The organism is Parvibacter caecicola (assembly GCF_003725335.1).
Classification (GTDB): domain Bacteria; phylum Actinomycetota; class Coriobacteriia; order Coriobacteriales; family Eggerthellaceae; genus Parvibacter; species Parvibacter caecicola.
Genome location: NZ_QIBY01000003.1, coordinates 17,559 through 32,370, shown reverse-complemented (window position 1 = coordinate 32,370; position 14,812 = coordinate 17,559). Strand labels below are relative to the sequence as shown.

Sequence of the window (14,812 nt, the reverse complement as noted above, 5' to 3'; positions counted from 1 at the left end):
TAAACCACTTTGGAGAAAAGCCGTGAAGCGGTTGATGGGCCGATGGCAAACTGGAACATAGCCGTATTGCGGCGCCCTTCGGGCGCGAGAAGCGGAAAAGCGGGCGTATGCGGGCGATTCCTCTGCTACAATGTTCAAGTTTGTACGCAGGTGGCAGAAAGGGGGAACCCGGCAGATGGAATGGTACCAAGTGGCCATAGTGTTTGCCGTTGCCTTCTTGGTCACCTACGTTTCCGTGCCCTTCTCGAAGTGGCTGGCCCGCAAGATGGGGGCCATCGACTTTCCCTCTAACCGTCGTGTGAACAAAGAGCCAGTGCCCCGTTGCGGCGGTGTGGCCCTTTACCTGGGGATGGTGGCGGCGTGCTTCGTCATTTTCCTGGGGGTGCGGTTCTTCCGCTGGAATCTGCCGGTGCTGTTCGCGCTGGGCGACGTGAACTACCTTGTGCTGTACGTGGGCATTACCTGCATGTTCATCACGGGGTTGGTGGACGACATCACGCAGCTGAAGGCGATGCCGAAGTTCCTGGCGCAGATTGCCGCCTGCTCCATCGTGGTGTTCTCCGGCGTGTCTATCGGCGCGGTGAACAATTTCGGCCACGGCTTCGTGGACCTGGGGTGGATGAACTATCCGCTTTCGGTGCTGTATTTGCTGGTGTTCGTGAACATCACGAATCTGATTGACGGGCTGGACGGTTTGGCGGCGGGCTTGGTGGCCATCATCGCAGCGGCGCTGCTGTACCTGGCCTGGATTCGCGGCAACTACCTGTTGGTGCTGTGCTGTGTGGCCCTGATTGCCGTTTGCCTGGCGTTTCTCCGCTACAACTTCTTCCCCGCGTCGGTGTTCATGGGTGATTCCGGTTCGCTGGTGCTGGGGCTTTTGGTGGGCATCATTTCCATTACCGGCGTGGTGCGCACCCAGGGCCTCATGGTGATGATCGCGCCGTTGGTTATCGCCGGCGTGCCGGTGCTGGACACCACTTCGGCCATCATCCGGCGGCTGCGGGGGCACCAGCCCATCGGCCAGGCGGACATGGGGCACGTGCACCATCGCCTCATGAAGGCGGGCCTCAGCCAGCGGCGGTCGGTGGCCGCCCTGTGGCTGTGTTCGGCGGCGCTTTCGGTGATGGCCTGTTTGATGGTGGGCGCCGGCAGCCGCGCCCGCTACATTATGTTCGCCATTTTGGTGATTATTGTGGCGGCGGTGAGCTGGAAGTTCGGCCTGTTCAAGCCGGTTCTGCGCCACCATTACGAGAATCGCGGCAACGTGGGGCCCCGCAGGCCCCACAAGCGGAAGTAGGTGGTTGCGATGAGCGGAGGGAAACCCACAAAGCGCCGCGGAGGCGCCGTTTCGCAGCAACGCGCCCCTGAGGGTCCCAGGCCCCGTGTCGCCAAGGGCGCCCCTATGACCGAGGAGGAGCGCCGAGCCCATGCCCTTTCGCAGCGGCGGGCGTTTTTCGCCGCGGTTGGGGCCACGCTTTTCGCCGCAGGCTTCATCGTGCTGGTGCTGGTGCTCAACCAGCTGCCCTGGCGGTGATGAGGCGGCTCCATAACCCTGTGGTATGATGGGCTTTCGTTTCTTGAGAGAGCGCAGGGCGCCGGCAGGTGTGCGGTGCGCTTCTGGCAAATTCGACAGAGGAGAAAAGTGCTGAGCACCCTTTCCGAGATTTTGCGGGACAATTGGGAGTGGCGCCATCAAATTGTCCGCCTTTCCATATTTGAGCTGGTGAAGAAGTCGCGCGGCGCCGTGCTGAGCTGGGGCTGGTTCTTCATCAAGCCGGCCATGTACATCTTCTGTTTCTGGTTCGCGTTGGAGATGGGGTTGCGGCAAGGGGCCGCTTCCGCTTCGGGCGCGCCTTACATCCTGTGGCTGTGCGCTGGCATCATCCCCTGGTTCTTTATGCAGGACATGATCAACACCGGCACCGATGTGCTGCATCGCTATCCTTACCTGGTTAACAAGATAAAGTTCCCCATCAGCAGCATATCCGCTATTTACACCACTGCCACTATGCTGGTGCAGCTGATGCTGATGGTGGTGCTGTTTGCCATTTACTTCCTGTGCGGGCAGCCGCTGGATATTTACTTGCTGCAAGTGCCGGTGCTTCTGGTGCTGATGTTCGTGTTCTGGGACATGGTGTCCATCGCGTTTTCCGAGCTGTCGGCCGTGAGCAAAGACGTGGCTAACCTTATCCAGGCGCTCTCGACGCCGGTATTCTGGCTTTCCGGTGTCATCTTCAGCGTGTCGAACATCCATGTGGGTTGGATTCAGGCGGTGCTCAACATCAACCCGGTGACGTTTTTCGTGTCGGCGTTCCGTGCGGCGTTTTACGACAAGATGTGGATTTGGGAGAACCCGGGGCTGTGCATCGGGTTCGCGGCCGTGTTCGTAATCACGGCGGTGTTCATGGTGTTCGTGTACAAGCGCCTGAATAAGGAGGTGCCCGATGTCCTCTAGCGAAGCGGAAGAGAAGGCGCCGGTGGTTCAGGAACCCGCAGGAGAGGGTGCGCCCGTTGAGACTGCCCAAGCCGAAGACCATCGCAAAACCGGCGTGAGCGACGAGGTAGTGGTGGAGTTCGACCACGTCACTAAAACTTACACGCTGTACAAGAGCGACAAAGGGCGGTTGCTGGGAGTGTTCGGTATCCAGCGGCCGGGGTCGTACCTGGGCACGGTGAACGCCAATAACGACCTTTCCTTTACCATTCGCCGCGGCGAGGCGGTGGCCTTCTTGGGGCGCAACGGCGCAGGAAAATCCACGGCGCTCAAGATGATTACCGGTGTGGCGCATCCCACCAAGGGCCAGGTGAGCGTTGGTGGTCGCGTGAGTGCGCTGCTGGAATTGACTGCAGGTTTCGATATGAAGCTTACGGGCCGCGAGAACATCGGCCTGCGCGGGCAGATCATGGGGCTTACCAATGAGGAGATTGCCGAGTTGGAGCCGAAGGTGGTGGAGTTCGCCGATTTGGGGCTTTACATCGACCAGCCCATGCGCACTTACTCCAGCGGCATGAAAGCGCGGCTGGGCTTCGGCTTTGCCGTGGGCACCGATCCTGAGATTCTTGTGGTGGACGAGGCCCTTTCGGTGGGCGATCGCGCCTTCAGGGACAAGTGCGTGAAGCGCATCCGCGAAATCATGATGGACGAGAACGTGACGGTGTTGTTCGTCAGCCACTCTTCTAGCACGGTGAAGGAGTTCTGCAGCCGCGGCATTGTGCTGGACCATGGCACCCAGGTATTCGATGGCCCCATTGAAGAGGCCATCGAGTTTTACGAGAGGAACTACTAAGGGCTCATGGGCAAGGTGAAACTTCTTGGGCTCAAGGCGGGACTGGCGGCGATGGGCGGGGTTTACGCGCTCATGAAGCTGGCACCGGTGAAAAAGCGCTACACCTTCATCACCAAGCTGCAGGACACGCCCACGGTGGATTTCGAGATTCTGCAGGAGGCGCTGCGGCAAAAGAAGCCCGAGCACGAGATTGTGAACCTGTGCAAGCCCATGGACAACCTGGTGGCCTACGTGCCCCATATGTTCGTGCAGATGTGGCATCTGGCCACATCGGAGGCGGTTTTCCTGGACCGCTCCTGCTTGATGGTAAATGGCCTAACGCACCGCCCCACCCTGAAAGTGGTACAACTCTGGCATGCGCTGGGCAGCATGAAAAAATTCGGCTATGCCATTCTGGGAACGCCGGAAGGGGAGAGCGCCGATTTGGCCGAAGTATGCCACATGCACCGTGGTTACACCGATATCCTCATTTCCTCGCGCAGCTTCGAGCGCGACTACCTTGAGGGGTTCCGGTGCGATCCGGCCGTAATTCGGGAGATTCCCCAGCCGCGCGCCGATGTGTTGGCAAATCTCGAAGAACGGGACGTGCGGCGAAAGCGCGCACGGGAGTGGCTTGGCCTGGCAGGATCGCGGAAGAAGGTTGCAGTGTACGCGCCGACCTTTCGGAAGGATCCGGGGCCCCATGCGCAGGAAGCCGTGCAAGGGCTAGTAGACGCCATCGACCTCAATCGGTGGGAGTTCGTGTACGCCAAGCATCCCGTGGGGGGAGTGGATTGCGAAGACCCGCGCATCGTGCAGTGCCTCATCCCTACGTTTGATGCGCTGTTCGCGGCGGACGTGGTGGTGACGGATTACTCCAGTGTGATGTATGAGGCGGGGCTGCTGGACGTGCCCGTGCTGTTGTACGCTTACGACTGGGACAGCTACCAGGAAAAACGCACGCACAACTTGGATTTGCAGCGGGAGGTGCCGTCGGTTTTCACCAAGGATCCGCAAGAGATTGCGGCCGTCATGGACGAGTACCTCGATGGCGACTGCGAGGGCTATAACCACGATGCTTTCCGTGCATTTGTGGCCCGCAATGTGCGCATGCCCGAAAGCGGCACCTGTTGCGATGCCGTCATCGCCCTGCTTTAGGGGCCTGAAGACGGCCTGTCGTTCGTGCTGTGTTTTACGAGATCAGAGGCTATTTTCGTAGGGCCGAGATTCTATCTCGGCCTAAAGCTGTAGCCACTCACGAGCTGCCGGATTAGGCAGAGATAGAATCTCGGCCCTACGAAAAAAACGACTCGGCTGCTTCGGCCTGGAGAAGCCGAGTCGTCCCAAGCGACGGCTAAAAGTAGTAACCGTGGAACAGCCGTTGGAACAATTCCATGTCGTGGCGATAGGTGATTTTCAGGTTCACCAGGTCGGTGGGAATCACCTTCATGGGAATGCCGTTGGCCAGCGCAAGCGCGCCAGCGCTGGTGAACAGGGCCAGCTCCTCTTCGGGGGTTTCGGTGTAGATGCGATAGAGGGGCCCGAAGCGGAACAGCTCGGGGGAGGCGCCGGAAACAATTTCCTCCCGCGGCACCACCTCTGTGAGGTTGCCCTCTGCATCGGTGCGATAAACGGTGTCATACTGCTTCTGCCCCAAGGTGGCGGCGCCGTTTTTGCGGGTGGCCTCGATGGCCAATGCCGTGGCCCCTTCGTCCAGGTAGGGATGGGTGGCATCATGGATGAGCACGATGTCGTCATCGTTGGCCAAAAGGCGCAGATGGGCCAGGCCATTGCGCACTGATTCCGAACGGGTTGAGCCGCCGGCCACCGTGCCTAGATAATTCGCGACGCGCAGCTTCTTCGCCCATTCGTCCGCGTAGTCCACCCAGCTTTCGTGGCACACCAGCACAATGCCGTCCACCTGGGTGAAGCGATCGTACTTATCCATTATGTAGGAGAAGACCGGCTGGCCCTCCACTTCGATAAACTGCTTGGGTCGGTCAGCGCCGAACCGCGTGCCAGAGCCGCCCATCATCAGCAGAACGTAATTCATGGAAATCCCTTCCTTGGAAGCACTCCGGCTATTTTAGCGAATTTGGCCCTTGCGATAGAATGGCGTCAAGCGAAAGGAGCGTTGTCCATGAAAGCTGCAGTTGTGCAAAGGCCGGAAGTGGTAGAAACCTGCGAAATGGCGTGTCCGGCGCCGGCGCCCGGCGAGGTGCTGGTGCGGGTGGCCTATTGCGGCGTATGCGGATCTGACGTGCCGCGGGTTTGGATGGGGACGGCCCATTCATACCCCATTGTGCTGGGCCACGAGTTTTCCGGTGAAGTGGTGGAAGTGGGCGACGGTGTTGATGCCGCTCTGATGGGGCAGCGGGTGGCCGGTGTGCCGCTGGTGCCTTGCCACGAGTGCGACGATTGCGCGGCGGGCGATTTCTCGTTGTGCAAACACTACAGCTTTATTGGCAGCAGGCGTCCTGGCGCCTTCGCGGAATATGTGGCTGCTCCGGCTCAGAACGTGTTTCCGCTGCCGGATGATGTGTCGTACCTGAACGGGGCGTTTTTCGAGCCGGCTACGGTGGCCCTGCATGCCCTGCGTCTGTTGGGACGGCTGCAGTGGGGGTGCGGTGATGCTGCAGGTGCGGAGGAGGACAACCAACCCGAAAAGCTGCAAGAGAAATTCGTAGGGCAGAGATTCATCTCTGCCGTCGGCAACAGCTCCCCTGAGGATTGCGAAAGCCCCCATGCATACGCCTGGTTTGCCGCGTATGCCGGCAGCACCGCGGCCGTGGTGGGTAGCGGCACCATCGGCATCTTCCTGGCCCAGGCGTTGCAGGCGGCGGGAGCCCGTGTGGTGCTACTGGGGCGCCGAGAAGCCCCTCTGGAGGTGGCGCAAGAAGCAGGGGTGCGCCAGGTGGCGCTTACCAGCGGGGACGATTGGATTACGGCTGCGAAGGAGGCCTACGCTCCCATTGGCTTCGATTTCGTATTCGATGCGACAGGCAACGCGGCGGCCATGCCCCGTAGCCTGGAGCTGGCCGCCAACCATGGCCGCGTGTGCATGGTGGGAACTCCCAAGGAAGACATGGTGTTCAGTCCTCGACTCTGGGAGGATATCAACCGCAAGGAGCTGTTCCTTACCGGTTCGTGGATGTCGTACTCGGCGCCCTGGCCGGGGGAGGAATGGCCGCTGGCGGCACGGCTGTTCGCCGTTGGCGCCATGAAGGTGACAGAGGCCATGGTGGACACGGTGTACCCCCTCGCCGAGGCCGCCGAAGCCTTCGCCCGCTTTGCCCCAGGCTCCCAAAACAAAGCATCCGGCAAGGTGCTCATCGAGGCTTAAGGGGCCGTGAGCCCCGGTTTCGGAGGGCGCCTATTGCTGATGGCTCCTGTGCTTTTACCCTACAGTGTTTTAACGGGGCAAAGGTGTCTCTTGCGTAGATTCGTGCCTTGGGCGGCGGGGAGAAAAGTCTGTTGCGGTAAAATCGCCCGAAACACGCAAGAGAAACAGGAGGCCCCCTCTCATGCATCCAATAAAGCAGATTGTGCAGCGCAATAAAGCGGGTCGCCCGGTGGGCATCTATTCCTGCTGCTCCGCCAATGCCTACGTGGTGAAAGCGGTGCTCCGCAAGGCGAAGCAGACGAAGACCCTCTGTCTTATCGAGTCCACTTCCAACCAGGTGAACCAGTTGGGGGGCTACACTGGTATGACCCCGCAGGATTTCGCCGATTTTGTGGCGAAACTGGCGGCTGAGGAAGGGCTTGATCGCAGCCGCTATATGCTGGGCGGCGACCATCTGGGCCCGTTGCCCTGGTGCAATTTGCCCGAAGCGGAGGCCATGCCCCACGCGGCCGACCTGGTGCGCGCCTGTGTGCTGGCCGGCTACACCAAGATTCATCTAGATACCTCGATGCGGGTGGGGGACGACGACCCCAATGCCCCACTGGACGTGGCCGTGTGCGCCCGCCGCGGCGCCCTGCTCTGTGAAGCGGCGGAAGAGGCGTTCGCCCAGTACCGGGCGCAGCACCCGGAAGCTGAGCCGCCGGTGTACATCCTGGGCAGCGAAGTGCCCATCCCCGGCGGTGCCAGCGATTGCGAGGAGATGGGCGTTACCGCTGTTGAGGACTGCAAGCAGGCACTGGCGGCCTACCGCAAGACCTTCGACGACCGCGGAATCCTGGACGCCTTCGACCGTGTGGTGGGCTTTGTGGTGGAGATGGGCGTGGAGTTCCATGAGCGCACGCTAGACGAGTACAGCCATGAGGCCGCAGCGGAGCTGTGCGACTACATGTATGGTACCAACATGGCCATAGAGGGCCATTCCACCGATTATCAAACCGAAAAGAACCTGGCCCAAATGTGTCAGGACGGCTGTGCCATTCTGAAGGTGGGGCCCGCCTTTACCTTCGCCCTGCGAGAGGGACTGTTCAGCTTGGAGGGCATTGAGCAGCGCGTGTACGCCGACCAGCCGGAGAAGCGGTCGTACTTCCGCAAAACGCTGGAAGATGCCATGGTGGATAATCCTAAACACTGGGAGGACTACTACAAGGGTTCCGCGAACGACCAGGCCATCAGCCGTGCCTATAGCTTCTTCGATCGCAGTCGCTATTACTTGCCGGAGCCGGCGGTGGCGGCGGCATGCGAAACGCTGTTGGCCAACTTGTCCGATGGCGTGATCCCGCTGTGTATGCTCAGCCAGTACCTGCCCACCCAGTACTATCGTATTCGCGCCGGCGAGCTGCCCAATAACGCTGAGGATATTTTGCTCGACCGCATTGGCGACCGCATAGACGACTACCTGTACGCCACCCGCAACAACGGCGAGATGTAGCAGCCCCAGCCCCGCGCGGCCGATTCGCCGATTTCGTAGGGCGGAGATTCTATCTCTGCCTACCCAACAAGGGACATCGGGCTATCGACAGTGTACGCAACCAATCCAGGAAGAACCAATGCAGATCTCCCAACAAGACCCTACCGTCATGCCGGCTCCCAAGCCCTTTAGCGAGGTTCCCGCAACCGAGCGCCCTATGAGCCCTGCGGTCATCGAGGACATCGTTTGGCATCGCACTCATATGTTGTTGGTGTTGGCAAATGCCGATGGCGTGCAGCCGGTGCTGTTCTGCAACAAGCGGCAGCTGGTGCGCCCCCTTGCTGCGGGCACGGTAGAAGGCTTCCGGGAGAACGTGCCCGAGGGCCGTGTTGCTTACAAAATCAACTTCGCCAATGGGGAAGAGCGCGGGCTGTTGCCCAGCGGCATTTGGCAATTGGACGAGGCGGAGCAGCTGGCTCAATTGCGCGTGGGGCCGAAGGTGATGAGCAAGCTAGAGGATTTGAACCGGTCATTCTACTTCGGCAAGGGCGAAATGTACGCCGTGCAGTTTGCCGTGCCGCAGGATGATGCTTTGCCGCCGCGGCTTGAGCTGCGGGTGGAATACTTCAAGAAGAATCCGAAGCCCGGTATGGCATTCTCCAAAAAGAAGCTGGTGTTCGGAGCCATGAACGCCCTCTATCACGTTTTTCGCACCAGCGCGAAAAAGGACGGCAAGCACGTGCTGTTCATGTCTGAGAACAACGAACGCATGATGGGCAACTTGGCGGCTATCAACCAGCGTCTGAAGGAGCGGGGGCTGGAGGGCCAATTCACTGTGGAATACAGCTTCCGTAACATCTTCAAGCAAGAGGGCGCGGCGAAAGTGGCCGACACCGTAAGCGTGCTGAAGAAGATGGCGCGAGCGGATTTCATTTTCGTGGAAGACTACACTCCCATTTTGAACAGCATAAACTTCCCGCCGGAGGTGGAGATCACCCAAGTATGGCACGCGGGCTATGGTTTCAAACTGGTGGGATTTGGGCGTTTCGGGATTAGCGGCAGCCCTAACCCATATGCGGCCGGGCATCGCAAGTACACCCACGCGCTGGTGGGCAACAGCCATCTGAGGGAGATTTACGCTGAGGTGTTCGGCATTCCTGAGAGCTGCATGCTGCCTACTGGTATGCCGCGTTTGGAGCATTTCCTGGACGATGATGTGCGCGCTGCGGCCGAGAGGGAGTTTGAAGAGAAGTTCCCGCAGGCGGCCGGCAAGCATGTGGTGCTGTTTGCCCCCACATACCGGGGCAAAGACCAAAAGAGCGCCCATTACCAGTTCGATCAACTGGACTTCGATGTGCTGGCGCAATTCTGTTACGACACCAACAGCGTGGTGCTGTTCAAGATGCACCGGTTCATCGAGGAGCCGGTACCTATCCCGGGGCAGTATGCCGATGTGATGATGGATGCCAGCGGGGGAGACGTCAACCGCCTCTACTACAAGACTGACGTGTTGGTGACCGACTACTCCAGTTGCTTCTATGATTACTTGCTTTTGGGGCGGCCTGTAGTATTCTTCCCTTATGACTTGGACTATTACGCTGCTACGCGTGGTATCCACCGCCCGGTGGCGGATGTGGCGCCAGGGGCTGTATGCATGAACTCGCACGAGTTGGTGCGGCGGCTTACGGAAATGGTGCTGCATCCGGAAACGCAGCAGCTGTCGCCTATGCTGGTGGACCGCAACAGCGAAGGCGAGAAGCTGGCAAGTGACCGCGTGATCGACTACTTGCTGCTGGGCGACAAGAGCGCGATGGACTAGGCGCTGTGGTCCAAAAGGGTCCGTTGCCACGCTTTTCGTAGGGCAGAGATTCTATCTCTGCCTAAATCAGCAGCAACGATGCACTTTGCTGCAAAGGCAAGCGCCCGCCTTCATCTAGCCGCGTGCTCGAAGGCGCGCACCGACCAAAGAGGGGAACATGGCCAAAAACTTCAAAAGCCCGCAGGATTTCTGCCGCCGTGCCGTGCGCAAGGCCAAGCGCGTCGCCTGCCGCGCTGGCCGCCGCCTTTCCGGCCGCAAGATGCTGACCGTGGTGATACCCCTGTACAATGCCATGCCTTATTTCAAGAAAACGGTGGCCAGCATCCTGGAGCAGACGTACGACCTTTCGGAGGTTGAGGTGCTGGTGATGGACGACGGCTCCACTGATGGCAGCCTGGAGTATGCCAAAGAGGTAGCTGCTCAGCATCCCGCCCTTTTCCGCGTGGTGGAGTGCGGCCGCACTGGAGGCCCGTCGATTCCCCGCAACATGGGCATCGAACAGTCGAAAGGCAAACACATCTTCTTCTGCGATGCCGATGATTATTTTGGCGAAGACGCGTTCAGGAGGATGGTGAAGCACGCTGAGGAGTGGCGTTCCGATGTGTTGTTGGTGAAACTGGCGACGCCTGATGGACGCCCCATTGCGCGGGCACCTTTCCGAAAAGGAAGCATTCCGCACGCGGATATCTATTCCGATCCCGTATGCGACAGCCTCACCTGCTACAAGCTTTTTCGCGCAAGGCCCATTCGGAAGCAGGGAATCCGCTTCGACCCATCGCTTAGCCTTCGAGAGGACGACCTGTTCGTCGAGGAGGCGCTGCTTCGCGTTGCCAGCCATTCTATCGCTGCCGATTATGGCTACTATTACGTTACCACTCGTGACGACGGTGCGAATCTGATAGCCCTCAGTCCCTCTGATTTCGAGCGCGACCTCAAGGTTTTCGTTGGGTTGATGGGGCTTCTAGAACGATACGCCGATATGGAGAAAGTGCTCCGCGGCGACCGCATTATGCAGCGAGTGTTTCGTTATTCCTGGATGGGTGCCGCGAAGGCGGTGGGGCTGTGCGAGGATGCCAACGAGCGTCGAGCCAATTTCGGGCGATTGAAAGACGCTTCGGCACCTTATCTCGACGCGGAGGGCATCGGCTATCTTCCGTCCTCGATGAGGCTGCTCGCTAAGGCCATGCAACTTGGTGACGAACCGTATTTCTCCGAGCTTGCAGCTGCCATTGGCGTTACTCAAGAGTACGGGTTCGACCGCTACGATGTTTTGGCGGAAGACGTGCGCGAGGAAGACGGTCGTGCTTACTGGCACCCGCGCTTTGCGGGCCATTGCCTGGAGATAGAAGTTGACCCGATGAGGGTGGTGGACCGATAACGGGGCCCGCCACCGTTTTGGATTACATGTGCGCCAGGAACTCCGCAACGGTGGACCCATTGGGAAGCACGGTTCCCTTTGTGTCTATTTGAACCGGCAACCTGTCTCCGAAATCGAAGCGAACCCGGCTACTGGTCGATTGGTAGGGGATTTCCAATGTGTAGCGGCAGTAAAAGGGCTCGCCCCAGAAAAACCGTTGAAGGGTGTCCAATGCGGGGTCTACGCGCTGCTCGTCCACGAAGACTGCGGGTGCGGACACGAAAGTCCTGAACGTTAGGCGACAGTTCTCAGTGTCAGAGGCTATGAGGTAAGCCTTCTGAAACGGGGGGTTCTTTCCGAAGAATGTTTTAGCGATAGCTGCTTTGTGGTCAAATCCCATCGCTTTGTTTTGTGGGCTGAAAAGCATGTCGTAGCCTATGGCCTGCAGGTTTTCCTCTAAGAGGCGTCGCCCTTCTGCGATATCGGTGCTGGTGAAGTGGTCGCCCAGTTCCGGGTGGTCTACGTGGTTGCGGAAATACCATCCAATGTCGTAGAGAACCGTAAGCTTAGCGAATGCAGGTATTTCTCCTCGGGCCTCTTGGGCGTATCTGAGCAAGTCCGCGTGGCCCATTCGGGGAACTGTGAGTAGTCGATCGGTTCCGTCCCATGAATGATCCATCGTGGAAGACTCATCTGCCCTTTTTCGATAATAGTATTTTGCCGATCCCAAGAACCCCGCAGTGCCGCTTTTCGCTGAAGCAAGGTAGCGGCCTACGAAGTGGGCGTCCTCGAAAACCGGTTTAATCTCCGTTGAGGCTTTCAGGGACTCGTCTTCGATATGTTCTGTCTTGAAAAAGCCCGATGCCATGGAGAGGGCCATGGGCATGGACTCATCAAGTACGGAGTAAAAGGCCCCGTCGTTGGTAAACCGCCAATTGAGGGGGTGCTTTGCCGTGGTTGTGCCGGTGCTCTCATCGTAGGGAAAAAATTTTGTGGCAAGAAATACGGCATCAGGGTGCCTCGATATCGCCCGGTCCACCGTCTCGAAATAATCCGGCGCAAGGAAATCGTCAGGGTCCGTGAAGGTTACCCATTCGGCGCTCACGAGCTGAAGGCCGTGGTTCCGGGCGGCGGCCTGACCGCCGTTTTCTTGACGGATAAGCGTAACTTGGCCGGGAAGTTCCTCGGCCCATCGTTCGCAAATGGCAGCTGTTTCATCCGTGGAGCCGTCGTCTACAACAACCACGGAGAGAAATCGACGGTCTATGGTCTGCTGGGCTATGCTGCCAAAAAACTCATCCAGGTACGGTGCCACATTGTAGGCGGCAGACACAATGGCATAGGATGAAGAAGGGGCATAAGAGCTTGGGCGCGGTGCCGAATGCTGCTTCCCCAGCAGCCTCCTCAGGAACTTCGGGGCTTTCATTCTTCTCCTTCCGAATCGCATGCGCAAATTGTGCGGCTGCCTCTGGCCGATGGTATCACGTGGATGCTGTTCATCATGCGTCTTTTCTGAAACGGGACAACTTGTGAAGAGATGCGCCGCCATTGAATTAAACTAAATCTGTTCGACGCTTCGGCGCGCTTTGAGGAGGCGAAGAGATGGCTGCTGCCCTTTCCCGGATGATGCGCAAAATAAAGAGAGCTTTTGGATCGGCAGGCCAAAAGGAACCGAAATATGCCTTTGGCGAGCAGGACCTGTCGTCGCCCTCTAACATCCCTTTCGATGCTTATGCAGACGCTCTTTCAGGGGGTCGAGACGAGGAGGAGAGAAGACGTGCCGAAGTGGCGGTGCTATCTGATTTGGCGCCCTACATCCATCGTTTTGCTGGTAGGGAGGACAGGACGCTTTCTATCGGGTCTCAAGAAGCCGCTGCGATATGGAACCGCTTGGGCGACCTTTTTTGCATAATAGATCCAGAGGCTATTTTCTCCCCATTAAACAAAAAAATGGGCTTTGACCATAAGGCGGCCATCCTGGACAAGTTTTATGGCAAGCAGCCGCCTTTCCTTAAAGTGTACGTGAGAAGGGTCAATCTGGAGAAGAAACGGCTGCGTTGCCAGGCCTTTGTTGAGATGCCGCACGCGCTGCTCGACGGCGTGGAGATGAAATCGCTGCCTAAAAAGCAATCGATTCGCAGGATGCTGGGGGAGGATTTTTGCTATACGCAGGAATTCATTGTCCCCTATGGCTCGGACGGACAGACACTATCGTTTTCTGTGGACGATGGCAGGGCCGTCATACTTGACGTGGATGGGAAAGAGTTCGATGGAGCCGTTCCCGTGGCCGACATCCTCTCGGCGTTCACGGCAAAATGGGACAGGTATCCCCAAGAGGAAAACACCTGGCTCATTATGGACCGCGATGTGTGTGCGGATGACAATGGCGAGCATTTCTATCGCTACATGATGAATCACCACCCCGAGCAGCGCTGCGTTTTTGCCTTGAGGAAGACATCGGTTCATTGGGACAGGCTGAAAAAAGAGGGGTTTCATCTGGTAGATTTTGGGTCGCCGGAGTATGAGCGAGAAGCTTGTGCCTGCTCGATGATTATAAGCAGCCATGCCGATCCCTACGTGTTCTCATATTACCGGGACCACTTCTTTTTCTCGAAGAAATTTGTCTTTCTGCAGCACGGCGTGACCAAGGATGATATTTCACCCTGGTTGAATACGATAAGAGAGATCGATTTGATGGTCGCGGCATCTGTACGGGAGCGCGACTCTATCGTGGAAGAGGGAGGCCCTTACCGCCTTCTTCCAGAAGAGGTTGGGCTCACCGGGTTCCCTCGTCATGATCTTCTTTTGCGCAAAGCAAGCGCCCTGGCTGAAAACCCGAACGGCCCTAAAACCATTCTTGTAATGCCGACATGGCGCCAGGATCTTCTGGGGAAGGTTTCAGGGAAAGGGAATGCCCGCGACTTGCTGGATCATTTTTCCGAATCCCAATTTGCTAAGGCGTGGAGTGCGTTCCTGAATTCTCCGAGGCTCGAAAAATTGGCGAAGAAGGGTTTTCGCGTGGTGTTCTTCCCTCATGCGAATTTAGTGCCCTATATAGAGTCGGGCCAGTTTTCTTTCCCCTCCTATGTGGAGTATGCGTCCAATATGACGGGGGAATCGATACAGGACATCTTTGCCAACTCCTCTCTCTTGGTCACGGACTACTCGTCAGCGGCTTTTGAGCTGGCCTATATCGAGCGGCCCTGCATCTACTACCATTTTGAAAGCGGACAGAATGATGGCAGCGGCTATCATTTTTGCAAGGGCTACTTCGACTACGAAAAGGACGGGTTTGGCCCTATTGCGAGAAGCGAGGAGGAGTTGTTTGCCCTCTTGGAATCTTGGGAGGCGGATGGCTGCGAAGTCGAGCCGGAGTTTCGGGCGAGGATGGCCCAAACGTTCCCGTATCGCGATGGGCTTTGCTGCGAAAGGGCGTATCGCGCCATTTTAGAGCTTGGATAGCGAGAAGTGGTGTCAAATCGGGCTATAGGGTTTGTCCGACAGTGTTGAGAGGCTTTGCGGCCGGAGCGGATGGCTCCGGCCGTTTTTTAGGGCATAG

At 58.2% G+C, this 14,812-nt stretch carries 12 protein-coding genes; 10 read left to right on the top strand and 2 right to left on the bottom strand.

Annotated features, from left to right (window positions below):
* Positions 1 to 175: 175 nt before the first annotated feature.
* The 5 genes from DMP11_RS03265 (at position 176) to DMP11_RS03250 (ending at position 4,424) form a co-directional block, all read left to right on the top strand.
* On the top strand, positions 176 to 1,297 hold the full coding sequence (locus tag DMP11_RS03265) for a glycosyltransferase family 4 protein (protein WP_123185082.1): 1,122 nt from the start codon (positions 176 to 178) through the stop codon (positions 1,295 to 1,297).
* 105 nt (positions 1,298 to 1,402) lie between these two features.
* Positions 1,403 to 1,534, top strand: coding sequence for a hypothetical protein (locus tag DMP11_RS10585; protein ID WP_257432357.1), 132 nt, complete (start codon positions 1,403 to 1,405; stop codon positions 1,532 to 1,534).
* A 108-nt stretch (positions 1,535 to 1,642) separates the two neighbouring features.
* Positions 1,643 to 2,455 carry an ABC transporter permease gene (locus DMP11_RS03260; protein ID WP_214647028.1) on the top strand — a complete coding sequence of 271 codons (813 nt, stop codon included), beginning with the start codon at positions 1,643 to 1,645 and terminating at the stop codon, positions 2,453 to 2,455.
* On the top strand, positions 2,445 to 3,287 hold the full coding sequence (locus DMP11_RS03255; RefSeq protein ID WP_123185081.1) for an ABC transporter ATP-binding protein: 843 nt from the start codon (positions 2,445 to 2,447) through the stop codon (positions 3,285 to 3,287). The genes DMP11_RS03260 and DMP11_RS03255 overlap by 11 nt, the downstream gene beginning before the upstream one ends.
* Before the next feature lie 6 nt (positions 3,288 to 3,293).
* Positions 3,294 to 4,424, top strand: a complete 1,131-nt coding sequence (locus DMP11_RS03250) for a CDP-glycerol glycerophosphotransferase family protein (protein WP_123185080.1) — start codon at positions 3,294 to 3,296, stop codon at positions 4,422 to 4,424.
* Between the two features lie 196 nt (positions 4,425 to 4,620).
* Here DMP11_RS03250 and DMP11_RS03245 read toward each other — a convergent pair whose 3' ends face one another.
* A complete protein-coding gene (locus DMP11_RS03245; protein ID WP_123185079.1) occupies positions 4,621 to 5,319 on the bottom strand; it encodes an IspD/TarI family cytidylyltransferase in 699 nt (232 codons plus the stop codon).
* A gap of 87 nt (positions 5,320 to 5,406) precedes the next feature.
* Here DMP11_RS03245 and DMP11_RS03240 point away from each other — a divergent pair, with 87 nt between their 5' ends.
* The 4 genes from DMP11_RS03240 to DMP11_RS03225 all read left to right on the top strand — a co-directional run bounded on the left by DMP11_RS03240 (position 5,407) and on the right by DMP11_RS03225 (position 11,274).
* Positions 5,407 to 6,609, top strand: coding sequence for an alcohol dehydrogenase catalytic domain-containing protein (locus tag DMP11_RS03240; protein ID WP_123185078.1), 1,203 nt, complete (start codon positions 5,407 to 5,409; stop codon positions 6,607 to 6,609).
* 181 nt (positions 6,610 to 6,790) lie between these two features.
* Positions 6,791 to 8,098 carry a class II D-tagatose-bisphosphate aldolase, non-catalytic subunit gene (locus DMP11_RS03235; RefSeq protein ID WP_123185077.1) on the top strand — a complete coding sequence of 436 codons (1,308 nt, stop codon included), beginning with the start codon at positions 6,791 to 6,793 and terminating at the stop codon, positions 8,096 to 8,098.
* A 118-nt stretch (positions 8,099 to 8,216) separates the two neighbouring features.
* On the top strand, positions 8,217 to 9,896 hold the full coding sequence (locus tag DMP11_RS03230) for a CDP-glycerol glycerophosphotransferase family protein (RefSeq protein ID WP_123185076.1): 1,680 nt from the start codon (positions 8,217 to 8,219) through the stop codon (positions 9,894 to 9,896).
* Positions 9,897 to 10,053: 157 nt separating this feature from the next.
* Positions 10,054 to 11,274: a glycosyltransferase family 2 protein gene (locus tag DMP11_RS03225; protein WP_123185075.1), complete on the top strand. Its 1,221-nt coding sequence runs from the start codon at positions 10,054 to 10,056 to the stop codon at positions 11,272 to 11,274.
* 22 nt (positions 11,275 to 11,296) lie between these two features.
* On the opposite strand, the gene DMP11_RS03220 is transcribed toward DMP11_RS03225, so the two are convergent.
* Entirely contained in the window at positions 11,297 to 12,679 is a 1,383-nt protein-coding gene (locus DMP11_RS03220; protein WP_161555275.1) for a glycosyltransferase family 2 protein, read from the bottom strand.
* 176 nt (positions 12,680 to 12,855) lie between these two features.
* On the opposite strand from DMP11_RS03220, the gene DMP11_RS03215 reads away from it, so the two are divergent.
* Positions 12,856 to 14,715: a CDP-glycerol glycerophosphotransferase family protein gene (locus tag DMP11_RS03215; RefSeq protein ID WP_123185073.1), complete on the top strand. Its 1,860-nt coding sequence runs from the start codon at positions 12,856 to 12,858 to the stop codon at positions 14,713 to 14,715.
* Positions 14,716 to 14,812 lie beyond the last annotated feature (97 nt).